Source organism: Colwellia sp. 6M3 (assembly GCF_014077595.1).
Classification (GTDB): Bacteria; Pseudomonadota; Gammaproteobacteria; order Enterobacterales; family Alteromonadaceae; genus Cognaticolwellia.
Window position 1 is genome coordinate 21,697 of record NZ_JACGWF010000026.1, and the last position, 24,145, is coordinate 45,841.

Here is a 24,145-nt window from a genome sequence, read left to right on the forward strand (position 1 = left end):
AAAAACTTTATTTATCGCTTGTTCTCCTGCACTTTTTCACGTTAGTCTTAGCGGCATAAGAATTGTAATTGAGCAAAAATGTATATTTTATTAGTTGAAGATGATGCCGTTATTGCTGATGCGATTAGCATTTTTTTATCAGGTGAAGGTATGGCTGTGGAGCATGTTGCTTCAATAAGTCATGCAAAAAACATCTTGAATAAAAGCAACTTCGACCTCTGTATTCTTGATCTAAATTTACCGGATGGAAATGGTATAACGTGGCTAACATGGCTGCGAAAAAATCAACACTCATTGCCGGTACTAATACTCACGGCAAGTAATTCAATTGACGACAAAGTAACAGGATTAAAGAATGGCGCTGATGATTATTTGGTCAAGCCATTTGACCTAAGAGAGTTATTAGCACGTTTGTACAGTATAAAGCGACGTACAACCGACAGACTAACAAACACCATTTCACATGGCCTGCTGACTTATCACTTAGAACAACACAAACTATTAATTAATGACAAACATATTCCCTTATCTCGGAACGAAGATTTACTTTTAAAAATATTTCTTAACAATCCACAACGTATTTTATCTGAAAGCCAATTAAAAGATGTTTTATACGGCACATGTGACGACGTAGCCAGTAACGCCTTGAATGTACATATATTTAATTTACGTAAAAAAATAGGAACTAAAGGCATCGAAACTATTCGGGGTTTTGGATTTCGACTAGGTTCAATTGAAGTAACTGAACAATGAGCTTGCGCCTTCGCCTAACAATATTAGTGGCAGCCGTATTTATTGGTTTTTGGCTATTAGCCAGTGTTTGGATGGTGACGGGGCTTAGTCATAAATTAGACGTCAGCTTTGATAAACGTCTAGAATCTACCGCTATAATGCTAAGTAATATATTAGCGCATGTGCCACAAAGTGCTATGTCAGCCTCTTTACCAGCAATAATGGAAGCCAATGAAGTGGGCACGGCAAAGGGATTAACCTGTCAAATAAGCTCTTTGCACGGCAGTATTATAGCAACAAGCAATAGCAGCACTTTTCCCAATAGCACAGCAGTTGAATCTGGGTTCCATTACATTCAAGCTGAAAGTACAGCGTGGCGTACGTTCACTTTAATCACCAGCCAACATAAAATAACCATTGCAGATAAGGTTTCTGAGCGTGATTCTTTATATTATGATCTGCTTAAAAGTATTCTTATTCCTCCTGCATTAGCGATTTTTATTACGCTAGGTTTATTATGGTTTGCTATTGGTACGGGTATAAAACCGATAATGCTACTAACTTCTGCACTCGAAAAACGCGGTAGTGAAGACCTTGCTCCCATTCAAATACAGCAACCATTAAAAGAGCTTCAACCACTGATCAACAGCCAAAATGCACTAATGGCACGATTAGCTGAAGTTATATCAAGAGAGAAACAATTTACCAGCAATGCTGCACATGAGCTGAGAACACCGTTAGCCGGCATATTGGCTCAAGCCCAACTTGCTGAACTAACAACCGGAGACAAGCAACAACGAGCTTTATTGCAGGTAAGTAAAAGCACAAAGCGTTTAAATTCTATATTAGACAATTTACTTTTACTGGCAAATATTGAAGCAAGCACTCAAGTTCATACTGACGAAAGTTGGTCTGTTGAATTACTCATTAAAAACATGATAAATGAAACAACGCAAGGCAGTGAACGTATAGCTTATTCACTGCAAGGAAAAGAGCTCATATCTGTTATTCCATCGGCTATGATCGCTATTGTTTGCCGTAACCTAATCGATAATGCTTTAAAATACAGTCCTCCAGAAACACCTATTTTAATGGCTATTAACGCTACAGAAAGCCTTTTAAGTATTAATGTAAGCAATACGGCAAATGTTAGCGCCACAGACATTGCCAAAATGACCACGCGTTTTTGGCGTAGCGGTTCAGCAGAAGGTGCCGGCCTAGGCTTGTCTATTGTAGAAACCATAGCGATAAACTATAAAGGCTCAATTATACTATCAAATGGTGACAAAACTTTTGTAGCTCGGTTCTCCATTCCTTTGACAGCAATTAAAATAGCTTAAAATTAATATATCGTTTTAACAAGTTAACTCTTTCACAGACAATTAATTTGCCATTGTATAAACAAAGCAATATGGACGTTAAAAGGTAAGTTACAAAATAAGCAAAGAGCAAATCTAAAATCTAAAATCTAAAATCTATTAAAGATCATTTCACAGGTAAAAATTTTTTCCGAATATTATTGTTACTTAATTTGTTATTCTTGGTCTCTATTTGAGTTATTTATTCGGAAAAATAAAGTTAAGTAGTTGAATTACTTATTCTAAGTGTAGGTCTTGAAAACCGGCAAGGGTTTGTAGCCCTTCTAGAGTTCAAATCTCTATCTCACCGCCACATTCTAAAAAACCGCTAATTTATTAGCGGTTTTTTTTCGTCTTAAGATACTAAACAGTATAATTGGGTTTGTAGCGCTAAACCTTCGAGTAGAGTTCAAATCTTTATCTCACCGCCACATTCTAAAAAACCGCTAATTTATTAGCTGTTTTTTTTCGTCTGGAGTTTACCAAACCGAGAATATGGTTTGTATCGCTAAACCTTTTGTAGAGTCCAAATATCTATCTCACCGCCACATTAAGAAAAACCCGCTAATCGTAAGGTTAACGTTTTTTTTGCTACTTAACGTCTAATCTTTAAAAATAGGGTTTGTACCACTAAACACTCGAGTAGAGATCAAGTCTCTATTTCCAGGTTTTAATCACATCCATGTGAAAACCACATAATTTCATTCATGAAGTGAACCGTCACATATGTCCTTTTAATCTGCGGATTGTTGCTATTGGGTGATAAATTGTTTTTTGCGATGCGTATCCTGTAAATCTTCCTCAAACAATAGTAGTAATTGAAAACCGAATATTACTCATCAACTTGTTCTTGATAACTAAATACCTCGGCAATCGATACACTAAATACATCTGCAATTTTAAATGCTACCTCTAATGATGGTGAGTATTTGCCTTTTTCTATTGCTACAATAGTTTGTCTAGAGACACTAACCATTTTAGCTAATTCTTGCTGTGTCATCTCATTGTGATGAAAGCGTAAAACCCGAACATTATTAGTTAATACTTTAGGCATAACTAAACACCTTTTTGGTAGTAAAATAACTGATAAGAGAATCTTAATATTTCTGCTACAAGAAAGCCTACAAGTAGTATGTTCAAGACATTAAACTCTCCACTTAAGGTATCAAAGTAGTAACGAGCATTTTCTAATGATGTTGCCCACAAGCTAACTAATACAAATACGACCCAAGTACTCAACATGTTGTAGGCGATATTCCCACCTTTTAAACTAATCAATATATCTCGTTCATCTCTTTCTTGTTCTACTTCGTCCTTGTTACTCAGTAATGCCACTATGGTATGTACAGCAATATTGAGGATAACGAGCTGAATAGCTGTAGAAAAAAGTAATGAGGTGAAGTTATCATCACTCAGTTGTTCTGTTGAATATAAGTGAGCAAACTCACTACCGTAGTAATATGCAATAAATACCGTAATTAAAAACTGTACCCAAACACTTTTATGAACAAATGACATTTCTCATTCCTCTTTAGTTGGTGTCAAATATATTAGACATGGTGTAATGTTAGTTTGACTTTAAATTGATGTCAAATATATTTGACTTCATGTAGCATAAGTTTGACTTGTAATGAATGTTAATTATTTATAAGCCATCGGATATTGACGAGAATAAGACTATTTATTCAGTTAAACTCAACCCATTTTAAAATCCGTTGGTGGCTTAGTTAATATGGTTAATTTAAATCTCATATAGGAATTCGTAATCTCAAGCATTATGCGTGGTCACATACACCAGGTAAGGAAAACAAAATCCTTACGAGAAATCATATATAGTTTGTGCTATATGAACGTTTACTCATGCGAAAAAGGGTTTGTAGTGGAAATATTTCGAGCAGAGTTCAAATCTCTACATCACCGAAATGTTTAGAAAATCTCGCTTTTATTGAAAGGTTCAACTCTTTTCGCTATTTGTGAACTTAGCTTATATAGGGTGGTTTATACTCTTAAAATGATAATTCCTAAAATTTACTTTTATATTATGAATTTATAAGTCATAAACTCGGTCTTAATTAATACCTTCTAATTTTTTGGCAGTTATCACATTGTTTCGTAGCCTTCTGATACAAACGTTCGTGTTTTTGTTAATTTTTAATGCTGTTTCTATGCTGCGTGAAACTGATATGTTATCTGCCAGTGCAGATGTTACTCCAGCTCCACAAACATTAAAAACACTTAAAAATAATGTTATTACCCTTCACGCAGAGGGTAAGAAAACGATTGTTTATTTTTTTGCTCCTTGGTGCCAAGTGTGCAATTTTAGCATCGATAATTTACAAAGCTTTTATCTAGAAAATCCTGAAATAAATGTTGTTGCAGTCGCATTAGACTTTGTTGATGAAGAAGAAGTGATGAAATTTACTAATAATCACCAATTAACGTTTCCTGTTGCTTTAGGTAATGAGCAAGTAAAAGCCGACTTTAAGGTCTTGGGTTACCCTAGTTATTATGTATTAGACGGCCAAAATACTGTAATTGCTCGATCTTTAGGCTATACAACTGAAATAGGTCTGTATTTAAGGAGTCTTTAGTCTTCTGATCTTTTAAGTGTTTGTGTACACTATTGCCATTATAAAATAATGAGCAGACTGCCTTATGCAAATTTCATCAAACTTCGACTCAGGTAATATCGAGGTTATCTCAGCCGAAAGTCCTATCAATATACAACTAGCCATTAAAAAAGATCATCAATCAGAATTCTACCAATGGTTTCATTTTAAACTACATAATACTGAACATTCAGAACATGTTATGCATTTAACTAATGCTGGCAAGTCGGCTTATGTAGAGGGATGGAAAGATTATCAAGCGGTTGCTTCTTATGATCGTCAACATTGGTTTCGTGTTCCAACAACTTTTGATGGTGAAAACCTCTCAATTACTTTCACTCCAGAATATGATTCAACATATTTTGCTTATTTCGCCCCTTACAGCTACGAACGTCACCAAGATTTAATTCACAGCGCACAATTAGATATAGATTGTCAGTTACAAGTGTTGGGACAAACGCTTGATGGACGTGATATGTCGTTATTAAAAGTTGGAGAAGAGGGCGAAGGCAAAAAAGTTATTTGGATCACAGCGCGTCAGCATCCAGGTGAAACCATGGCCGAATGGTTCATGGAAGGCTTTATTGATCGCTTATTAGATGAAGATGATGGTGTTGCACGTTCGTTACTCAACAGTGCTGTATTTTATTTAGTACCAAACATGAACCCAGATGGTTCTGCTAGAGGTCATCTTCGCACGAATGCGAAAGGAGTGAATTTAAACCGTGAATGGCAAACGCCAACAATGGAGAACAGCCCAGAGGTTTATTTAGTCAGAGAAAAAATGCTTGCTACTGGTGTAGATATGCATTTAGATATTCATGGCGATGAGGCTTTACCTTTCAACTTTGTTGCAGGTAGCGAAGGTGTTCCATCTTACAATGAACGTGTTAAAGGCCTTGAAGATAATTTCAAAAATATACTTCTCGCTATTACACCTGAATTTCAAGATGACAAAGGCTATGATAAAGACGAGCCTGGCCAAGCTAACTTAACAGTTGCAGCTAATTGGGTAGGTGAACAGTTCAATTGTTTAGCTTACACTGTAGAAATGCCATTTAAAGACAATGATTTATTGCCAGACTATAGTGTTGGCTGGTCAGATGAACGCAGTAGTTTATTTGGGCGTGATTTTCTTACGGCTATTTACCATGTGGTTGATGACTTACGATAAAATTTTACAACACAAAATTAACTTTATAAAAATAATAATTATTAGGAGTATGGAATGCAAGAAATTGTGGATATTATAAATGGCTATATTTGGAGCCCATATTTAATTTATCTATGTCTTGGGGCTGGAGTTTTTTTCTCTATTTTAACGCGTTTTGTTCAAATTCGTCATTTTCGTGAAATGTTCCGTTTATTACTTTCAGGTAAAAGTTCAGCAAAGGGGATATCCTCATTTCAAGCATTAGCTGTTTCGTTGTCGGGACGAGTAGGTACCGGTAACATTGCCGGTGTAGCTGCGGCCATTGGTTTTGGTGGTCCTGGTGCCGTATTTTGGATGTGGGTCGTTGCATTCTTAGGTGCTGCTACAGCTTATATTGAATCAACTAATGCACAAATTTATAAAGAAGAAGAAGACGGCCAATATCGTGGTGGTCCAGCGTACTATATAGAAAAGGCGCTTGGACAAAAATGGTATGCTTGGACGTTTGCACTAGCGACAATTCTTGCATGTGGTGTACTTTTACCCGTTGTTCAATCAAACGGTATTGGTGACGCTATGGTCAATGTTTTTGGTACCAGTGGCTCAGTAAACTCTTTCATGGGCGCCTTGCCTTTAACGAAAGTATATACTGCGGTATTTATTGTTATATTGCTTGGCTTTATCATTTTTGGTGGCGTTAAACGTATTGCCAGCTTCACACAAGTTGTCGTACCGTTTATGGCATTAGCTTATATTATTATTGCGTGTTCAATTATCGCACTACATATTGATGCATTACCAAGAGTTTTCATGTTAATCGTTTCAGATGCGTTCTCTCCTATGGCTGGCTTTGGTGCTGCAATTGGTTGGGGTGTAAAACGTGGTGTTTATTCAAATGAGGCTGGTCAAGGTACTGGTCCTCATGCCGCTGCCGCTGCTGAAGTTCAACATCCTGCACAACAAGGGCTTGTTCAAGCGTTTTCAGTATACATTGATACGCTATTTGTTTGTTCTGCAACCGCATTTATGATTTTAATTACTCAGTCTTACAATGTAATGCCTGAAGGTGCACCAAGTTTTGTTGTACAAAATTTAGCTAGTGATGTTGTTATTAACGGACCTGCTTTTACACAGCTTGCTGTTGATAGTGTACTAACTGGTTTCGGTAAGCCGTTTATTGCAATAGCATTGTTTTTCTTTGCATTTACAACGGTACTTGCGTATTACTTTATTGCAGAAAACAACGTTTCATATATAAATAAAACCATCAAAATGCCAATACTTAGGTTCGTGCTTAAGTTAATCATTATGACAGCCGTATTTTACGGTACTGTTGCAGAGCCAAGTGCAGCTTGGGGATTAGGTGACATTGGTGTTGGGTTAATGGCTTGGTTAAATATTGTTGGTATTATTGCAATTTTCTTTATGGCTAAGCCCGCAATTAAAGCGTTAAAAGACTACGAAAGACAGCAAAAAGAAGGTGTTGAAGATTACACTTTTGATCCAAAAAGTTTAGAAATTAAAAATGCTGACTTTTGGGAAAACCGTTTTAATAAGCAAAATAAAAAATAATTGATAATTACTGAAAAAAAACGCCCGCAAGGGTGTTTTTTTTAGGTAAAATAAAGTATCGAAGCAGAGGTAGAAAAATGGCCGTAATAAATTGCCCAAGTTGTAAGAAAAAAATATCCGATAAAGCTAAACAATGTGAGCATTGTCAAATAGACTTAACCGCATTAGATGCTGATAAAATAGCAAGTTTAAAGCGCGTAAGTGCAGTAACTAAGTCACAGCAATTAATGAATCACTCTTTTATTGCTATGTTATTATTTTGTGGTGGTTTTCTGTTTTTATATTGGCAAGATGCACAACCGGGCACTTGGGAATATATTTCTGCAATAACCAGTACTGTATTAGGTTTTATTCTTTATATAATTACCCGAGTTAGACTTATATTAACCAAACGTAGCCAATCTTAATTAACCTAATTTATAAGAGATATTCATGGATATCATTCAGTTAGTCGACAATATGTCAGAAGAAATGTATTTGCGCTTAAAATGTGCAGCTGAAACTGGCAAGTGGCCAGAAGGTACCGTTGTTGCTAAAGAACAGCAATTAAGTGCGTTACAAATTACCATGGCTTATCAATCTAAGCATTTAAACTCAGATCAAACTCTTTCTATTAGCCCCAAAGGTGAGATGATCATAAAAACAAAACGCGAACTACGTTCAGACTTTCCTTCAGCGCTCGACAATAACGACATTGCTAGGTTTTCAGATATATGATTTTTTCTAAATTTTTAAAAAAGAAATGGCAACACAAAAATAGTACCGTACGCGTTGAAGCAATAAATTCTAGTCTTTCAATAGATGAACCAGAACAACGTGAAATTATAGAAGCACTTGCCGCCAATGACGACAATGAAAATGTTCGACGTGCTGCATTAATAAAACTTAATAGTTACCAATCTTGGTTAACCCATAGCCAAGAAAACAACATGGTTAAAGTTAAACAATACGCAGGGAAAAAAGTCTGCGCAATTTTAACCGATCAAGACACTATTAAACTCTCTGAGCAAGATAAACTCACGTATATCAAAAACACGAATGATTATAGTTTTTTTGAAACATGGTTAAAAACAGCCGAAGAAGCTAATTTGATCATCACCTTATTTGAAAAAATAGCGAATAAAACACAGGCTAATGATCTCAGTAATAAATTAACCTTGAAACCTCAGGTGTTAGTTAATTTATTTAGCTTAAAGCAGAACGCAGAAGTACAAAATTACATTATCAGTAAAGTTGATGATTTAGATACTTTAGAAAAACTTAAGAAAAAATCACAACAGCTTGAAGTTACACAACGGTTAACCGATAAAATTGCTAAGCTACATTACGCCATTGAACAACCGATCGTACTTTGTAAAAAAATTAATTTAGTTCTGGCAAAGTTACAAGCTTTAAAAGATCAATACGATTATAAAGAATACTTAGATAAGCGCGAAAGTTTGAATACAGAATGGCAAGCATTAATTGCTGAATTGTCTGCATTTGATACGGCAGAAAATAATGACTTTATTGATAAGCACCAAACTATTACTGTGCAACTTGATAAACTTTTTGCTACAAAAGCTGAACAACATGTTCAGGATGAAATTGCGCGTGAACTAAGCGATGCTAAACAGAAGTCACGTATTCATTTTGACAAAACGTTAGCTATTATTGATCAAACATTAACAACAAGTATTTTTGAAAATGATGATATTGAAGAACAACAATATCAAACACTGTTTGATAAATTAACCAGTGAGATAATTGCTTCAGTATTAACTAAAGAAGAACAGAATTCCTTCATTGCAAAAATTTGCCAACAACAACAAAAGCTTCAGCAATTACCTGAAATTGCACAGTCGGTTAGTGATGCTACACATTTAATATCAAAAGTATCACAATTAGCTATGCCAACAACCGTTGCAGAAATGAACGAACGCCAAACTGTTTATCAAGACTGGCTTGGTGAATGGACAAATGCTGAAAAAAATTCGGCTGGAGCATTACCTGATTCTATTAAGAATGCGGCTAATGAAATTCAGCGTAACTGGCGTCAGGCTGTCAAGCCACTTCAGCAAGCACAAAAGCAAGAATTCTCAGTCACTCAGAAAAAACTACATGATGTTAAAAGGCTCATTGCATCGGGTAAGTACAATGCTGCATTTGGCGTTTTCAAAAAAGCTAAACAACTTTTTAATGCGTTATCAGAGCAGCAACAAAATCGTATACAAAAAGATTATGACTCACTCAGTGAAAAAATAGCTGATTTAGCCGATTGGGAGCATTACATTGCAACCCCGCGTAAGCAGCAATTATTAGCTGACATTAAAACAATTGTAGAAACACCACTAGACAACCCTAACGAACAAGCTGAAAAAGTTAAACAGTATCGAAAAACTTGGAATAGTCTTGGTCATGCTGACGACGACGAAGAACAAAAATTGAATACCGAGTTTAATCAATTATGTGAAACTGCATTTACGCCGTGTAGATTATTTTTTGCAGAACAAGAAAAACTTAGAGCTCAACACTTATTAACCCGTCAGGGTTTTATGGAGCAAGCAACTTTACTCGCTAATAAGTTACCGAGTACAACTGAAGATATAGACCAAAACATTGTTGTAGATTTTAAGGCATTGGAAGTTGAATTAAACCAAGTGGTAAAACAATGGCAAAGTGCAGGGCAAGTTGACCGTGCAATTTATCAAGAAATAAACCAACAGTTTAATAATGTTTTACAACCGGTTAAATCTGCAATAAAAGTTTATCATGATGAAAACAAAGAAATAAAACAGCAACTTATTGGTACTGCTAAGCAGTTACTTGAACAGGACGATGTTTTTAAAGCGGTTAATCAAGTTAAAACGTTGCAAACTCAATGGCGTAATACTGGTTATTCTGGTGCTAAAGTTGAAAATAAACTTTGGCAAACCTTTAGAAAAATTAATGATGATATTTTTACTAAACGTGATCAACAGTCCGCGATTGAAAAATCAGCAAGTACCGCTAAAACAGCTGAGTTAGAACTTGCTTTACAAACTCTTGAAGCCCAATTTTCAACTATTAACCAATTACAAGAGCTACAAGATTTTGAGCAAGCATTACAAGTTTTATACCATGAAGTAACACAACAAAAGCCAAAAATGGTCAAACTTGAAAAACAAATTATTGCGAAGGAAAAGTCTTTAGCTAAGAAAATTGTTGACTGTAAACAAGCTAATGAAAAACAGCAATGGCGTTATTTATTTACTGCGTTGGAACAAGGTGTTGCTAGTGAAGCAGGTTTTACTGAGCAGGGTGAATACCAACACTTAAATACATTCTGGCAGAAAAAACTAAAAGAATTAACCAACAAAGAACAGTTGGCTAATCGTGCTGAGGCAACGCTAGAGCTTGAAATTTTATCTGGTATACCATCACCAAGCGAACTACAGCAAAGTAGAATGGCGGTACAGGTTAATTTAATGCAGACCCAAATGTCTTCTGGTGCGCCAATTGATTTAGAGGATAAATTTTCACAATGGCTAATGTTAGGAAAGTTTGATCAGCAAGATATTGCCTACTTGAATAGAGTTAAACCTATATTTCAATAAAAGAATAACTCGCTAAGTTTGAAGCTGTCGGCCGTCATAAAAACTGATAGCTTCAAACTAATTAGCGATGTCTTAACTTAATTCACCACGTAAACTTACTTCAAGTAATTGGCAAATTTTATCGTGCGAGTATTCTTTACTTAGCAAGTAATGTAATTTCGTTAATGTTGCTTCTAAAGTCATATCGTTACCGCTAATTACCCCAATTTTACTCAGTGCATTACCCGTAGCATATCCTTTCATATTTACTGTGCCTTTAATGCACTGACTACAGTTAACAATCACAATACCATCATCATTTGCTTGTTTTAAACAATCTAACATTGCTTGATTTTGTGGAGCGTTACCAACACCATAACTGCGTATTATCAACGCTTTTACTGGTTGTTTAATGATGTTTTTAATTAACTCGACAGATATACCTGGGTATAAATGTACTACGCCAATAGGTTGTGGAGTAATTTGTGCTAATTTTAAAGGCAGAGAAACAGGCTCAGAAATTTTGCCTTCAATTAACTTAATGTTAATACCTGCCTCAAGCAACGGTGGTAAATTAGGTGAGTCGAAAGCATTAAAACCATCAGCGTAGGCTTTGATACTACGGTTGCCACGAAATAATTTATTATTAAAATATAAACCAACTTCATTAATAGGGTAGTTGGCTGCTATATATAATGAATTGAGTAAGTTTTCTTGGCCATCTGAACGTAATTGGCTTAACGGTATTTGTGAACCGGTAACAATAACGGGTTTACTTAAATTTTCGAGCATAAATGAAAGCGCAGAACTGGTATAAGCCATAGTATCTGTGCCATGAAGCACTACAAAACCATCGTAATCTTCATAATGTTGCTGAATATCGTTAGCGATATGTTGCCAATCGGCAGGTGACATATTAGATGAGTCGATTAATGGCTGATATTCATTTATCGTAAATTCTGGCATTTCTTCACGATGAAAGTCGGGCATTTTCATTATTGCGTCGGTTAAATGTTGCTTTTGTGGTATGTAACCATTTTCACTCGGCTTCATACCAATGGTGCCACCGGTATAAGCAATATAGATACGTTTTCTCATAGCATAAGTCTTAATGTAAAATTGACATTAAAATGCCAAAGTAGAATTGTAATTGCCGAGGATTGTAACACACAGTTTTCAGTGTCTTTGAAGAATTAAACAGGTTTTAGATAAAAAAAAGCCTCGATAATTCGAGGCTTGAGTTAGTTGATGTAAACTTTATTTATTCAACTTCACACGCTAAACAAAATGAATAAATTCCTTGAGGATCATTTAATTGCGAGAATTGTTTAATTTCAAGAGCCAGCTGACTGATTATTTTTGTAATACTGTTTTCACTGTAAATTTCTTTAGTCGGTTCATTAAACAATACTGATGCTTGTCCGAATAAGCTTTGTAAGAATAATGCACGAGGGCTTTTTTCTTTTTCAATGAGTAAGGTATCGTAATTTTGTAATCCGGCTAGTTCAGCTGCAGCTTCAATAGCGTTATCAATATTACCTAATGCATCCACTAAACCCAGCTCTAATGCTTTTTTACCTGACCACACACGACCTTGTGCAATAGCATCAACTTGTGCTGTTGTCATATCTCGATTATTGGCAACCAGTTCAATAAAGTCTCGATAACCGCGCTCAATATTTAATTGTACAATGTTAGCCATGCCTGGGGTTAATTCGCGTGTTAAGCCAAACCCAGCAATATCAGTTGTACCTACACCATCAGTATGAATGCCTAACTTGCTCAATGAGTTTTCAAAGGTCATAAAAAAACCAAATATACCAATTGAGCCGGTTATTGTAGTAGGTGAGGCGTATATTTTATCTGCTGGGGCAGATATCCAATAACCACCTGATGCAGCATATGTTCCCATTGATGCAACTACCGGCTTACCGGCAACTTTTAGTAATTCAACCTCTTGTCGAATAACTTCTGAAGCATATGCACTGCCACCTGGACTATCAACTCTGAGTACAACCGCTTTTACATCATCATTCATTCGAGCTTTGCGAAGTAGGGCTGCCGTAGATGTGCCACCAATAGTACCCGGTTTTTGATTACCATCTAAGATAGTACCTTTAGCAACGATGACAGCGACTTTATCACCGTTAATCATGTTCGGAGCAAATGGGTTTTTGATCACATTTAAATAATCATTAAAAACTATTTTTTTAAAGCTTTCTTCACCATCACTTCCAACCATATTGATTAATTCATTACTAATTTGTTCTCTTGTTTTTAACGCATCAACCCAATGGTTTTGCAGCGCATACTCGGCAATATTACCATTAGCCGCTTTCAATTTAGTGAGGAGAACATCAACATCTTCATCAAAGTTACTGCTTTCAAAACCACGTTGCTGGGCAACATCGTTTTTATATTGTTGCCATAGATCGTTTAACCATAATTGGTTAGCTTCTTTTGCAGCAACAGACATGTCGTCTCTAATATAAGGTTCAACCGCGGATTTATAAGTACCAACACGAAAAACATGTTGGCTAATTGATAACTTGTCTAATGCCGATTTAAAGTAAAGTTGATAACGACCATAGCCGTCTAATAGCATCCAGCCTTTAGGGTTTAGCCAAATTTCATCAGCAAAACTAGCAAGGTAATATTGGTTTTGACTGTATTGTTCGCCCACAGCAATGACTTTCTTGCCACTGGTTTTAAACTTTGTAATGGCATGAGCAATATCGCTTAATTTCGTAATACCTGAGCCTTGCATGTTTTTTAAGTCCAACACAAGCATACTAATATTATCGTTTTGTTCAGCGTGTTCGATCACGTTTAAAATGTCAGCTAATAATACTTCAGGCGCGGTATCAGGTTGTTCTAGAGCTTCACTCACGAATGCATCAATGGGATCTATATCGTGTTTTTGTTCAACAATATCACCACTTAGATTTAACACCAGTGCTGAGCCTGGCTTAATCACAATCGCTTCTTCACCACTATTAATGGCAATAATAAAAATGAATAGCACGGTAAAAAAAACTAGATTGAGTATAATTTTACGTGAAGTGTTAAGTAAACTAAAAAAGCCGAAGGTGATTCGTGCCAATGTACTCTTATTTTCTTTCATAAAACCTGTCTACAGATTATTCTAAGTTATCGATACTATATGCTACTGAAAATTCACGTGATTAAGTAGTCGTAAATGTAACTATTTTTGTCAGAGGGTTATTTTGTAAGGTTTAAGCCCTCGATCATTTTATTCTTTATTACAATTTGGAATTTTTTATATGATAAAGTTGAAGAAATAGATATATACAGTAAAGTTACATTAATTGATGACAAAAGATATTTAACCTATATGATAACAAGTAGATAGCATCTATATAACTGTAATGTTCACACGCAAAATCAGTATAATTGATGGCTATATTCATCAGTTCATTTTGGCTCAAAGGATATCAAACTAAAGGAATTTTCAATTTTATGAATGTATTAGAGTTTTTACATACTCGTCAGTCTAACCCTCATTTGCACGGCAATACACCTGATCAAGAGACCATTGAGAATATTCTCAAAGCAGGAATGCGTGTTCCTGACCATGGATGTTTAACGCCTTGGCGATTCACCGTAATAAAAGATGACGGTTTAACAAAGCTAAGTAAGGCATTTAAGTCAGCTGTGATCACTGATGGTGGCGATGAAGCTAAAATTGAAAAAGCCGCTAAAATGCCTTTTAGAGCACCGTTAATTATTGTGATCAGCACCAAGTTTCATCAACATGTTAAAGTACCAAAACAAGAGCAATTAATTGCTGCGGGTTGTGCGGTTCATGCAATGCAAATGGCGGCAACATGTCTTAAGCTCGGTTCTGTGTGGCGCACGGGTGAAATGAGTTATCATCCATTGGTTAAAGAGCGTTTAAATATTGAGTTACATGAAGAAATTGTTGGCTTTTTATACATTGGTGACGAGCTAAAAGAGTTACCTTTGAAAAATAGTAAATTACTTGAAGACCATGTTAGTTATTTTTAGATAGGTAAATTGTACGTTATAAAAATCGCGCAATGTTATGTTTTTAAGTGAAGTTAAATGTATGTAATAGATGTATTTACTTATTTTTACTTAATAAAAAACCCTCTATAAGAGGGTTTTTTTATGTCGACCTGTTAAGTGTTTAACAGTTAACAAGCTTAGAATGCAGCGTTGTTTGGTGTTCTTGGGAAAGGGATCACGTCACGAACATTCTGCATGCCTGTTGCATAAGCCACTAAACGTTCAAAACCTAAACCAAAACCTGAGTGTGGAACAGTGCCGTAGCGACGTAAGTCACGATACCAACTGTAATCTGCAGGATCTAAATTCATTTCGGCTAAACGCTTGTCCAGAACATCTAAACGTTCTTCACGTTGACTACCACCAATAATTTCACCAATACCCGGAGCTAAAATGTCCATAGCAGCAACGGTTTTTCCATCATCGTTTAAACGCATGTAGAAAGATTTAATGTCTTTAGGGTAGTTTTGTAAAACAACCGGACCATTAAAATGCTCTTCAGCTAAGTAGCGCTCGTGCTCTGAGTTTAAATCAACACCCCAAGCTACTTTGTTTTCAAACTTTTTACCGCAGTTTTCTAAAATAGTGATTGCGTCGGTGTAATCTAAACGTACAAAGTCGTTGTTAATCACTGAATTTAATCGTTCTACAACCGTTTTATCAACACGTTGTTGGAAGAATGCCATGTCGTCAGCACGTTCATCAAGCACAGCTTGAAAGACATATTTTAACATTTCTTCAGCTAAATCAGCAGCATCTGACAAATCAGCAAAAGCAATTTCTGGTTCGATCATCCAAAATTCAGCTAAATGACGTGTAGTGTTTGAGTTTTCAGCACGAAAAGTTGGTCCAAAGGTATAAACTTTAGAAAGGGCACAACAATAGGTTTCAACATTTAATTGGCCTGAAACCGTTAGAAATGTTTCTTTACCAAAAAAGTCTTGGTTGTAATCAACTTTTCCTTGATCGTTTAGCGGTAAGTTTTCCATATCAAGCGTACTAACGCGGAACATTTCACCTGCACCTTCGCAATCACTACCTGTGATTAATGGTGTGCTGATCCAAAAGTAACCTTTACTATGCAAAAAGCGATGTACCGCTTGTGCTAATGTATTACGAACACGAGTAACAGCGCCACCTATGTTGGTGCGTGGGCGCAAATGTGCTTGTTCACGTAAAAACTCAATGCTATGACGTTTTGCTGCCATTGGATAAGTATCTGGGTCTTCTACTAAACCTAATACTTCAACTTGCTCTGCTTGTAATTCAAATGACTGACCTTTACCTGGTGATTCTACCAAGATACCGGTAACTTTTACGGCAGCACCAGTAGTAAGTTTTAATATATCAGTCTGATAATTATCCAAGTTGTTAGGAGCAATTGCTTGAATAGCGTCGAAACATGAACCGTCATGAACCGCTAAAAATGAAATACCTGCTTTCGAATCACGACGTGTGCGGATCCAACCATGGATAGTAATTGATTCATTAACAGGATATTTTCCTGCCAAGATATCAGTAATTGCAATGACTGACATTTAAACCTCTTTTTTTTTCAAAAATGTTCTCTAATTTTAAGGATTGATATGTTACCTTGCTTGTAAGGTTTAACAAGTAATAATTGCTAAATCTTGTCTTTATAAAAAGAAAAAATACAATTAGAGATAAAAGGCGGTACGAAGTATGAAAAATACTAGAAAAGAGCGAAGGAGTGCTGCTGATTTATGGACTTATCTATTGAGAATACTAGCCATCTTAGGTTGGGGATTATTCGTTTTTGCTTTAATCGTGTCTTACTATGCGGCACCAGAGTCTGATTATGGTTTATTACGTTATCATGATATTGAAATTAGAAAGTTTTGGTTAACACCATTAACGGGTTACTTATATATAGTTTTATGGTTAAGTGCCTTAAGTAGTTATTTTTGTTTGATACTAGACAAGTACCGTAGCCGACGTAAAAGCGACAGTAAGCATTTTAATATATTATTGCTGCTTGCTATCACCATCGCTTGGGTAAGCTTTATTTTAGTGCAAATTTCCGAATCGAAAATTGTTTAATAACTTACTGCTAAGTATAAAGTATTAAGTATTAATGAGTTTTAAACGTAATAACGACTAGTTAAATAAATAGCGTTAATTGCGTTTAAAACATTTATCTTCATCCAATATCGTACTTATCGCCTTTATCAGTAAATTTAAATCTGTTTCTTTGCTAATAAAAGGCGGCATAATATAAATAAGCTTTCCAAAGGGGCGGATCCAAACGCCTAATTCAACAAAGCGCTTTTGTATCTCTGCCATATCAACATTTTCAATAACTTCAACTACGCCTATACCGCCCAATATACGAACGTCGTTAACTCTATCGTGTAAATTTAGTGGTAATAAATGTTCTTTAAACGTACTTTCAATATTGGCTATTTGTTGTTGCCATTGGTTTCGCTTTAAAATGTTAAGACTGGCGTTTGCAACCGCACAAGCAAGTGGGTTACCCATGAAGGTAGGTCCGTGCATAAAGCATCCAGCTTCACCATTACTTATGGCGTTAGCAATTTCGTCAGTACATAAGGTGGCTGCTAGTGTCATGTAGCCACCGGTTAACGTTTTACCTAAACAAATAATATCTGGACTAATATCAGCCCACTCACAGGCGAATAACTTTCCTGTTCGACCCAACCCTGTGGCAATTTCATCAGCGATCATCAGCACATTGTATTGATTACATAACGCTCTACAAGCTTTTAAATAGTTAGGGTGATATAAGCACATGCCACCGGCGCCTTGTACTATCGGCTCGATAATAAAAGCTGCAATTTCATTATGGTGCTCGGCAAATATTTTACTTAACTCTTCAACCTCTTTGTTATCCCAAGGTTGGTCAAAGGCTATGGTAGGCGCGGGAGCAAAGAGGTTTTTCATTAAAACAGGTTCAAATAATTGATGCATACCATTAATTGGATCACAAACTGACATAGCAGCGAACGTATCGCCGTGGTAGCCATTCTTAACAGTGAGTATTTTATGCTTTTCAGGTTTATTTTTGCTATGCCAATACTGTAATGACATTTTAAGTGCGACTTCAACTGACACCGAGCCGCTATCACTTAAAAATACTTTGTTCAAACCAGCAGGGGTAATTTCAATTAAGGTTTTTGATAACGTTATGGCAGGTTCGTGCGTTAAACCGCCAAACATTACATGAGCAAATTTTTGGGTTTGGTCAATTAAGGCCTGATTTAGTTCAGGGTGATTATAGCCATGCAGTACAGACCACCATGATGACATACCATCTACAACTTTTTCACCACTTGCCAGGTTAATATGTACACCGTTAGCTGACTCAACTAGGTATGAAGGCAAAGGTTTAGACATAGAAGTGTAAGGATGCCAAACGTGGTTTTTGTCAAATTCGAGTAATTCTGTTTGTTTATTGTTCATATGTAAGGCTTGGTTGGGTAAATTAGTTGACATCTTGCGGTTGACGCATAGACTACCCGTTAATAATGGCAGATGCAATTTCAAAACGAGTGAATAACTATGACACAGCAAACATCAGCGGTAAGTGAATCTTCAACAAATACGACCGCTAATAATAGCAACCAAGGTAACAGTGAAGTACGCCATAATTGGCAAGCAGAGGAAGTTAAAGCCCTGTTTGAAATGCCATTTAATGATTTGATGTTTAAAGCCCAAGTTATTCACCGCGCAAACTTTAATCCAAATGAAGTTCAAGTAAGTACTTTATTATCAATAAAAACCGGAGCCTGCCCAGAAGACTGCAAGTATTGCTCTCAAAGCTCTCGTTATAAAACTGACATTGATAAAGAACGTTTAATGGAAGTTCAAAAAGTGCTAGAAGCAGCACAAGTAGCTAAAGATCAAGGTTCTACACGTTTTTGTATGGGCGCAGGATGGCGTAACCCTAAAGCTAGAGATATGCCTGCTGTAGTTGAAATGGTTAAGGGCGTTAAAGCTTTAGGACTAGAAACCTGCATGACACTAGGCATGTTATCTGCCGACCAAGCTGATGAATTACAAGGGGCTGGTTTAGATTATTACAATCATAATTTAGATACTTCGCCAGAGCATTATAATCAAATTATTACTACGCGTACTTATCAAGACCGATTAGACACTTTAACTAATGTACGAAGTTCAGGTATGAAAGTATGTAGTGGCGGTATTGTTGGTTTAGGTGAAGAAAGTAAAGACCGTGCGTCTTTATTGGCTCAACTTGCCAACCTTTCACCACAACCAGAAAGTGTACCAATTAATATGCTGGTTAAAATTGAAGGAACGCCGCTTTCTGACGTTGATGATTTAGATCATTTCGAATTTATTCGCTGTATTGCCGTTGCACGAATCATGATGCCAAAAAGTCATGTTCGTTTATCTGCAGGGCGTGATGCGATGAATGAGCAAATGCAAGCCATGTGCTTTTTAGCGGGTGCCAACTCAATTTTTTACGGTTGTAAATTATTGACTACTGGTAATCCTGAAGCGAATAAAGACATGATGCTCTTTGATCGTTTAGGTATTAATACTGAAACAATTGCGAGTTCAGAAGTAGACGAAGCTAAAATTAAAACCGCTGTTGTTGATCAGCAAAACAGTGATCTATTTTATAACGCCGTAAATTAATTTGTATGGCGTTTGAGTTTTTATCCGCAGATATTGCACAACAAAAACAGCGCGCACGTTATCGTGTGCGTCAGTGTGTTGCTGAGCAAAATGGCCGCTATGTTAAAATTGACAAGAAAAGTTACCTTAACTTTTCTTCAAACGACTACCTTGGCTTAAATCATCATAAAGATATTAACCAAGCATTAGTCGTTGGTGCTGAACGATTTGGCACCTGTGCGAGTGGCTCTAGCTTAATTACTGGCTACTCTTATGCTCATCAAGCATTGGAAAATGATATTTGTGATTGGCTAAACCAGCCTAAATGTTTGTTATTCGCTAGCGGATTTTCGGCAAACAATGCCTTAATGCACGCTTTAGGTCATGAAAGTTGCCAACTTTATTTAGATAAACTCAGCCACGCTTCTTTAATCGATGGTGCTTTAGCAAGTAAGGCAAAAGTAAAACGCTTTTTACATAACGATACGGCACAATTACAGCGATTTTTAACTAAAAATACAAAATCATCGGATAATGACGCTATTGAATTAAATAAGATTATCGTCTCTGAAGGTGTTTTTAGTATGGATGGCGATCAGGCTGATGTAGAAAGTTTGTCGAAACTTTCACAACAGCACAATGCACTACTATATTTAGACGACGCTCACAGTATCGGTGTTATTGGCAATAAAGGGCAAGGAAGTAGCAGCATTGCCGATATTGACATTATTATGGGGACTTTCGGTAAAAGTATTGCAACCAGTGGTGCTTTTGTCGCTTGTAATGAATTGCTTGCTGACTATTTAGTTAATTTTTCACGGCATTATATTTATTCAACAGCCATTTCACCAGCCCTTGCATGGGCAACTAAAAAAAGCATTGAAATCATTCAACGCGATCATTGGCGACGAGAAAAAATTACAGAATTGAGTCAATTACTTGCAACAAAATTATCCAGTAGTGTGCAGTTAATCAAAAATTCATCGTCAATTCATGCCATTGTTATTGGTGATGAACTTAATACACTTAATGTTTGTCAGAAGCTTCGAGAAAAGGGAATTTGGCTCAGTGCAATTCGTCCTCCCACGGTTCCAAACAATAGCTCAAGGTTACGCGTAACCATAACTTCGAGCCACGAAATTAAAGATATCAATTACTTAGCTAATTGTATCAATGAGGTTATAACATAATGTCTGAAAAGACTAACCGTTTTAAGATAGCGAGATCTTTTGGCTCAGCTAGTAGTTCTTATGACACTTCTGCGCGATTACAGCGTTATTGTGGAAAACATTTAATGCCATGGTTACCTAATCGTAACGATTTAACTGCGTTAGATTTAGGTGCAGGTACTGGATTTTTCACCGAACTTTTATCTAGTCGGTACCAGCAAGTTATTGGCTTAGATATATCAAAAAATATGCTGCAATTCGCCAAAGGTAATCGTAATTCGTCGATTCATTGGCTAGAAGCAGACGCATATAAAATACCATTACAAGATAGCAGTGTAGATTTAGTCTATTCCAACTTGATGATCCAATGGTGCGATCCACTCGACTTAGTGATCAATGAAGTTATGCGTGTATTAAAACCCGGCGGTCTTTTTGTTTTTAGTACCTTGATTGATGGTACGTTAATTGAGTTAAAATCTGCATGGGCACAAGTAGATAATGACCAACACGTGATTGACTTTAAACCTGAAAGTGAAATTAGACCCTTGTTTGATGGTACAAATAGAAAACTCTTAAATGCTAAGCAGCAAGATATTGTTTTAGAATATGAAAATGTTCTGCATTTAGCCCGTGAATTGAAAAGCTTAGGCGCAAGTCATGTCCCTAAAAAGCAGGGCAAAGGCCTTGCCGGTAAAGATCAGTGGCAAAAAATGACTAAAAGCTACCAAAGTTTTTTAGAGCCATCTGGAATTTATCCTGCAACATATAAAGCCTTTTCTGGTGTAGTGGTTAAATTAAGCGATTAAGTCACCTGAAATATCATTGTTGAATCATAAACTCATTTTTAAAAGCGAACTGATATGTTGAAATTATTTATTACCGCTACAGACACTGACGCGGGGAAAACCTATGCTGCCCAAGCGATAGTGCATGCGCTCGTTCAAGCAGGTAACAAAGTGGCAGTATATAAACCTATTTCTGCAGGCTGTGAACTTATTGATAATACACTAGTAAACGAAGATGCCTTGTTATTACTTAACCAGTCTAATTGCCAGCAAACTATTTCACAAGTTAACCCGATAGCTTTTGAACAACCTATTGCACCACACATAGCCGCGTCTAAGTTACAACAAACTATAAGCATAAATGACATTGAGCGTAATTATGAAGATGTTATTAATTTAGCTGCAGACGTAGTGATTTGTGAAGGCGCAGGAGGGTGGCGATTACCACTTGGCCAGGGGAAGTTTTTATCTGAATTTGCCCAAACTAGTGAGCAAAATGTGATACTGGTCGTCAATATGAAACTGGGCTGCTTAAACCATGCAATGTTAACCTATCAGGCTATTATATCTGACGGATTAACCTGTTTGGGTTGGATAGCTAATTGCCCTGATGATATGCCTTATTTAGCTGAAAACATTAGTGAATTAACTGCACTTTTGCCAATTCCTAAATTAGCAGAGCTACCTTTTGACGAAGATATTCGACAAGCTGCGAAGCGTATTGATATTTCACTACTTACCTCGCTAAAATAACGCTAACAGATTAATTATAAATTACTCGTTAAGTATTGTTAAATAAGCATTATTCAATAAACGGTGCTCAGAAACATTGCCCATGAGTAATTTATAATTATAATCATTCAACTAACCGCCGATTCTATAATAAATCATCTACAATATCGTCTGTTGTCATCTCTGTTTTACAACCTGCCTTAAATATAAAACCATTGGCTAGTGATTTACTGCCTGATAAACCAGAGATTAATCTCATCGTATTTAGCTTAATGTCTAATGCTGTTCCTTCAACAATCGCTACGATTGGTGTTGTGGGGTTTAGTACCATAAACTCAGCTAAACGTTGTGCTCGTGTTTCACCATTATGACCAGCAGGGCTATGATCGGTATAATGCGGGTTAAGCTGAAAGTTAACTAATTGAAGTGCATTAAAACTTTGCGGTTCGATAATCGGCATATCATTTGTAGTACGAATTGTCAGTCCAGCAATGTTCGACCCAGCACTCCAACCTATATAAGGCATACCTGTAGACACTTTTTGTTGAATAGGCTCAATAAGTTTGTGTTGATATAGCTGATGTAATAAGTGAAACGTATTACCTCCACCAACGGCAATGGCTTGTGCGTTATTAATAGCGGTGATCGGGTCATCATATTCATGAATACCTGTTACTTTAATGCCTTGCTCATTTAAAGCACATTGCACCTTAGCGGTATATTCATCGTAACTTAGCGTTACACCAGCGTATGGCACAAATAAAAGTTCAGTTATGCCATTAAGCTTTTCTTCTATCATTCCTGAAGCATGTTGTAAATATTCTGTACTCCCGACACGAGAGCTGCTTAGTAGTAACAAGTTTGCATTTTCGATAAACAATTTTTTCACCTTTTTAACTTTCATTATTGTTAAATATATATTCTAAGCACAGTCACCTGATTAAAGAGTTTAATTTCAAGACCTAACTTTAAAACGTAGCGCTTAAAGTTATTCAAAACTTCAAACGACAAGCATATATTTATTGCCAGATTAATTCGATAACTCGGTTAAACATGCCATAGCAATAAATCCTGATCGGGTTTTATATTCTGATGTTTTAGCCACCCGATCATCAATTTGTTTAATCAATAATTCAGGTAACGTGACATTAATTTTATGGCTTTTCCCCATGTAAGGAACGATATCAAAATCTAACACACCCCATATTGGAGAGGTAGCTGAACACAGCAACATGTGCTCTTCAATTGTCTTTGCATGTGGTACTTGTTCACCGTACTCAACTAAAATTTTTAAGTGCGAAATCATCGCTTCATTTAACAGCGAAAATCCTTCATCCATAGTTGACGCTTTCACTTGGCATCCCGGTAAATCAACAACTGATAATACATATTTATTCTCTTCGTTGTTACGTAAAACCATAACTGGATATTTCATTAATTTAATCCTTATTCTGAGTTTAACTCATGTTAACTCTGATAACCCTTGCTTGCAATACACATATAACCCTGGGGGTTACTTTTATTTGTGCGACAGCAACCCCAATAACCCTAAAAAATTAAGCATAGATAACCCTGGTAACTCTTTCTGTATTTGAAGTGACTATTCACTTACAACTAAAATCAATAAAATAAGTACTGTTAATTTCAAGGGATTAAAACTTCACTTGTAAAAATAAAGGAAGTTAAATTTTTGTATCGAGTGTTTAAGCAGAGTTATTAGCACTACAGTTGATATAAATATCAGGTGTTACCGGATGAGAATTAAGAAAGTAAGGTGTAAAAATCGGGCTGTTATCTATGTTTAATTT

22 protein-coding genes are annotated in these 24,145 nt (G+C 36.2%); 14 read left to right on the forward strand and 8 right to left on the reverse strand.

Features of this window, described 5'->3' with window-relative positions:
• Positions 1–78: 78 nt before the first annotated feature.
• Together H4J50_RS07865 and H4J50_RS07870 are read left to right on the forward strand one after the other, a co-directional pair.
• Positions 79–753 carry a response regulator transcription factor gene (locus tag H4J50_RS07865; protein WP_182255528.1) on the forward strand — a complete coding sequence of 225 codons (675 nt, stop codon included), beginning with the start codon at positions 79–81 and terminating at the stop codon, positions 751–753.
• Positions 750–2,072, forward strand: a complete 1,323-nt coding sequence (locus H4J50_RS07870; RefSeq protein WP_182255530.1) for a histidine kinase dimerization/phospho-acceptor domain-containing protein — start codon at positions 750–752, stop codon at positions 2,070–2,072. The genes H4J50_RS07865 and H4J50_RS07870 overlap by 4 nt, the downstream gene beginning before the upstream one ends.
• Before the next feature lie 850 nt (positions 2,073–2,922).
• On the opposite strand, the gene H4J50_RS07875 is transcribed toward H4J50_RS07870, so the two are convergent.
• Together H4J50_RS07875 and H4J50_RS07880 are read right to left on the reverse strand one after the other, a co-directional pair.
• On the reverse strand, positions 2,923–3,144 hold the full coding sequence (locus tag H4J50_RS07875) for a helix-turn-helix transcriptional regulator (RefSeq protein ID WP_182255532.1): 222 nt from the start codon (positions 3,142–3,144) through the stop codon (positions 2,923–2,925).
• A gap of 2 nt (positions 3,145–3,146) precedes the next feature.
• Entirely contained in the window at positions 3,147–3,608 is a 462-nt protein-coding gene (locus H4J50_RS07880) for a hypothetical protein (RefSeq protein WP_182255534.1), read from the reverse strand.
• Positions 3,609–4,255: 647 nt separating this feature from the next.
• On the opposite strand from H4J50_RS07880, the gene H4J50_RS07885 reads away from it, so the two are divergent.
• The 6 genes from H4J50_RS07885 (at position 4,256) to H4J50_RS07910 (ending at position 10,999) form a co-directional block, all read left to right on the forward strand.
• The gene (locus H4J50_RS07885) at positions 4,256–4,681 is read left to right on the forward strand and encodes a TlpA disulfide reductase family protein (RefSeq protein WP_259366200.1); all 426 of its coding nucleotides are present in this window, start codon (positions 4,256–4,258) and stop codon (positions 4,679–4,681) included.
• 64 nt (positions 4,682–4,745) lie between these two features.
• Positions 4,746–5,873, forward strand: a complete 1,128-nt coding sequence (locus H4J50_RS07890) for a carboxypeptidase family protein (RefSeq protein WP_182255537.1) — start codon at positions 4,746–4,748, stop codon at positions 5,871–5,873.
• A 54-nt stretch (positions 5,874–5,927) separates the two neighbouring features.
• The gene (locus H4J50_RS07895) at positions 5,928–7,424 is read left to right on the forward strand and encodes a sodium:alanine symporter family protein (RefSeq protein ID WP_108456123.1); all 1,497 of its coding nucleotides are present in this window, start codon (positions 5,928–5,930) and stop codon (positions 7,422–7,424) included.
• 77 nt (positions 7,425–7,501) lie between these two features.
• A complete protein-coding gene (locus H4J50_RS07900; protein WP_108456122.1) occupies positions 7,502–7,831 on the forward strand; it encodes a hypothetical protein in 330 nt (109 codons plus the stop codon).
• Between the two features lie 25 nt (positions 7,832–7,856).
• On the forward strand, positions 7,857–8,141 hold the full coding sequence (locus tag H4J50_RS07905) for a YeaC family protein (protein ID WP_108456121.1): 285 nt from the start codon (positions 7,857–7,859) through the stop codon (positions 8,139–8,141).
• Positions 8,138–10,999: a HEAT repeat domain-containing protein gene (locus H4J50_RS07910; RefSeq protein ID WP_182255539.1), complete on the forward strand. Its 2,862-nt coding sequence runs from the start codon at positions 8,138–8,140 to the stop codon at positions 10,997–10,999. The genes H4J50_RS07905 and H4J50_RS07910 overlap by 4 nt, the downstream gene beginning before the upstream one ends.
• 72 nt (positions 11,000–11,071) lie before the next feature.
• Here H4J50_RS07910 and ansA read toward each other — a convergent pair whose 3' ends face one another.
• The gene (gene ansA, locus H4J50_RS07915) at positions 11,072–12,076 is read right to left on the reverse strand and encodes an asparaginase (RefSeq protein WP_182255541.1); all 1,005 of its coding nucleotides are present in this window, start codon (positions 12,074–12,076) and stop codon (positions 11,072–11,074) included.
• 163 nt (positions 12,077–12,239) lie between these two features.
• Positions 12,240–14,102: a signal peptide peptidase SppA gene (gene sppA, locus H4J50_RS07920; RefSeq protein ID WP_182255543.1), complete on the reverse strand. Its 1,863-nt coding sequence runs from the start codon at positions 14,100–14,102 to the stop codon at positions 12,240–12,242.
• Between the two features lie 356 nt (positions 14,103–14,458).
• Between sppA and H4J50_RS07925 the strand changes: the two genes are divergently transcribed.
• Positions 14,459–15,007: an NAD(P)H nitroreductase gene (locus tag H4J50_RS07925; protein WP_182255545.1), complete on the forward strand. Its 549-nt coding sequence runs from the start codon at positions 14,459–14,461 to the stop codon at positions 15,005–15,007.
• A gap of 158 nt (positions 15,008–15,165) precedes the next feature.
• On the opposite strand, the gene asnS is transcribed toward H4J50_RS07925, so the two are convergent.
• Complete coding sequence (asnS, locus tag H4J50_RS07930) at positions 15,166–16,566, reverse strand: asparagine--tRNA ligase (RefSeq protein WP_108456116.1); 1,401 nt, start codon at positions 16,564–16,566, stop codon at positions 15,166–15,168.
• 145 nt (positions 16,567–16,711) lie between these two features.
• On the opposite strand from asnS, the gene H4J50_RS07935 reads away from it, so the two are divergent.
• The gene (locus H4J50_RS07935) at positions 16,712–17,089 is read left to right on the forward strand and encodes a hypothetical protein (RefSeq protein ID WP_108456115.1); all 378 of its coding nucleotides are present in this window, start codon (positions 16,712–16,714) and stop codon (positions 17,087–17,089) included.
• Positions 17,090–17,164: 75 nt separating this feature from the next.
• Here H4J50_RS07935 and bioA read toward each other — a convergent pair whose 3' ends face one another.
• Complete coding sequence (gene bioA / locus H4J50_RS07940; RefSeq protein ID WP_182255547.1) at positions 17,165–18,469, reverse strand: adenosylmethionine--8-amino-7-oxononanoate transaminase; 1,305 nt, start codon at positions 18,467–18,469, stop codon at positions 17,165–17,167.
• Between the two features lie 222 nt (positions 18,470–18,691).
• On the opposite strand from bioA, the gene bioB reads away from it, so the two are divergent.
• Genes bioB through bioD form a run of 4 tightly spaced genes read left to right on the forward strand, consistent with a single transcriptional unit; the run spans position 18,692 to position 22,358 of the window.
• Entirely contained in the window at positions 18,692–19,672 is a 981-nt protein-coding gene (gene bioB / locus H4J50_RS07945; RefSeq protein ID WP_231295871.1) for a biotin synthase BioB, read from the forward strand.
• A gap of 5 nt (positions 19,673–19,677) precedes the next feature.
• On the forward strand, positions 19,678–20,841 hold the full coding sequence (locus tag H4J50_RS07950) for an 8-amino-7-oxononanoate synthase (RefSeq protein WP_182255551.1): 1,164 nt from the start codon (positions 19,678–19,680) through the stop codon (positions 20,839–20,841).
• A complete protein-coding gene (bioC, locus tag H4J50_RS07955) occupies positions 20,841–21,626 on the forward strand; it encodes a malonyl-ACP O-methyltransferase BioC (RefSeq protein WP_182255553.1) in 786 nt (261 codons plus the stop codon). The genes H4J50_RS07950 and bioC overlap by 1 nt, the downstream gene beginning before the upstream one ends.
• Before the next feature lie 54 nt (positions 21,627–21,680).
• Positions 21,681–22,358, forward strand: a complete 678-nt coding sequence (gene bioD, locus H4J50_RS07960; RefSeq protein WP_182255555.1) for a dethiobiotin synthase — start codon at positions 21,681–21,683, stop codon at positions 22,356–22,358.
• 124 nt (positions 22,359–22,482) lie between these two features.
• Here the strand turns inward: bioD and pepE are convergent, their stop codons facing one another.
• Positions 22,483–23,217, reverse strand: coding sequence for a dipeptidase PepE (gene pepE, locus H4J50_RS07965; RefSeq protein WP_259366201.1), 735 nt, complete (start codon positions 23,215–23,217; stop codon positions 22,483–22,485).
• A 150-nt stretch (positions 23,218–23,367) separates the two neighbouring features.
• Positions 23,368–23,772, reverse strand: coding sequence for a type II toxin-antitoxin system HicB family antitoxin (locus H4J50_RS07970; RefSeq protein ID WP_108456109.1), 405 nt, complete (start codon positions 23,770–23,772; stop codon positions 23,368–23,370).
• Positions 23,773–24,145: the final 373 nt, after the last annotated feature.

Bases quoted from the DNA above. Each gene is read 5' to 3' on its own strand.
- H4J50_RS07970 (WP_108456109.1), bottom strand. From the start codon at position 23,772: ATGAAATATCCAGTTATGGTTTTACGTAACAACGAAGAGAATAAATAT.
- H4J50_RS07865 (WP_182255528.1), top strand. From the start codon at position 79: ATGTATATTTTATTAGTTGAAGATGATGCCGTTATTGCTGATGCGATT.
- H4J50_RS07900 (WP_108456122.1), top strand. From the start codon at position 7,502: ATGGCCGTAATAAATTGCCCAAGTTGTAAGAAAAAAATATCCGATAAA.
- H4J50_RS07925 (WP_182255545.1), top strand. From the start codon at position 14,459: ATGAATGTATTAGAGTTTTTACATACTCGTCAGTCTAACCCTCATTTG.
- H4J50_RS07905 (WP_108456121.1), top strand. From the start codon at position 7,857: ATGGATATCATTCAGTTAGTCGACAATATGTCAGAAGAAATGTATTTG.
- asnS (WP_108456116.1), bottom strand. From the start codon at position 16,566: ATGTCAGTCATTGCAATTACTGATATCTTGGCAGGAAAATATCCTGTT.
- H4J50_RS07910 (WP_182255539.1), top strand. From the start codon at position 8,138: ATGATTTTTTCTAAATTTTTAAAAAAGAAATGGCAACACAAAAATAGT.
- bioA (WP_182255547.1), bottom strand. From the start codon at position 18,469: ATGAACAATAAACAAACAGAATTACTCGAATTTGACAAAAACCACGTT.
- H4J50_RS07895 (WP_108456123.1), top strand. From the start codon at position 5,928: ATGCAAGAAATTGTGGATATTATAAATGGCTATATTTGGAGCCCATAT.
- H4J50_RS07935 (WP_108456115.1), top strand. From the start codon at position 16,712: ATGAAAAATACTAGAAAAGAGCGAAGGAGTGCTGCTGATTTATGGACT.
- H4J50_RS07885 (WP_259366200.1), top strand. From the start codon at position 4,256: ATGCTGCGTGAAACTGATATGTTATCTGCCAGTGCAGATGTTACTCCA.
- H4J50_RS07870 (WP_182255530.1), top strand. From the start codon at position 750: ATGAGCTTGCGCCTTCGCCTAACAATATTAGTGGCAGCCGTATTTATT.
- bioB (WP_231295871.1), top strand. From the start codon at position 18,692: ATGCCATTTAATGATTTGATGTTTAAAGCCCAAGTTATTCACCGCGCA.
- H4J50_RS07890 (WP_182255537.1), top strand. From the start codon at position 4,746: ATGCAAATTTCATCAAACTTCGACTCAGGTAATATCGAGGTTATCTCA.
- H4J50_RS07880 (WP_182255534.1), bottom strand. From the start codon at position 3,608: ATGTCATTTGTTCATAAAAGTGTTTGGGTACAGTTTTTAATTACGGTA.
- bioC (WP_182255553.1), top strand. From the start codon at position 20,841: ATGTCTGAAAAGACTAACCGTTTTAAGATAGCGAGATCTTTTGGCTCA.
- H4J50_RS07950 (WP_182255551.1), top strand. From the start codon at position 19,678: ATGGCGTTTGAGTTTTTATCCGCAGATATTGCACAACAAAAACAGCGC.
- sppA (WP_182255543.1), bottom strand. From the start codon at position 14,102: ATGAAAGAAAATAAGAGTACATTGGCACGAATCACCTTCGGCTTTTTT.
- H4J50_RS07875 (WP_182255532.1), bottom strand. From the start codon at position 3,144: ATGCCTAAAGTATTAACTAATAATGTTCGGGTTTTACGCTTTCATCAC.
- ansA (WP_182255541.1), bottom strand. From the start codon at position 12,076: ATGAGAAAACGTATCTATATTGCTTATACCGGTGGCACCATTGGTATG.
- bioD (WP_182255555.1), top strand. From the start codon at position 21,681: ATGTTGAAATTATTTATTACCGCTACAGACACTGACGCGGGGAAAACC.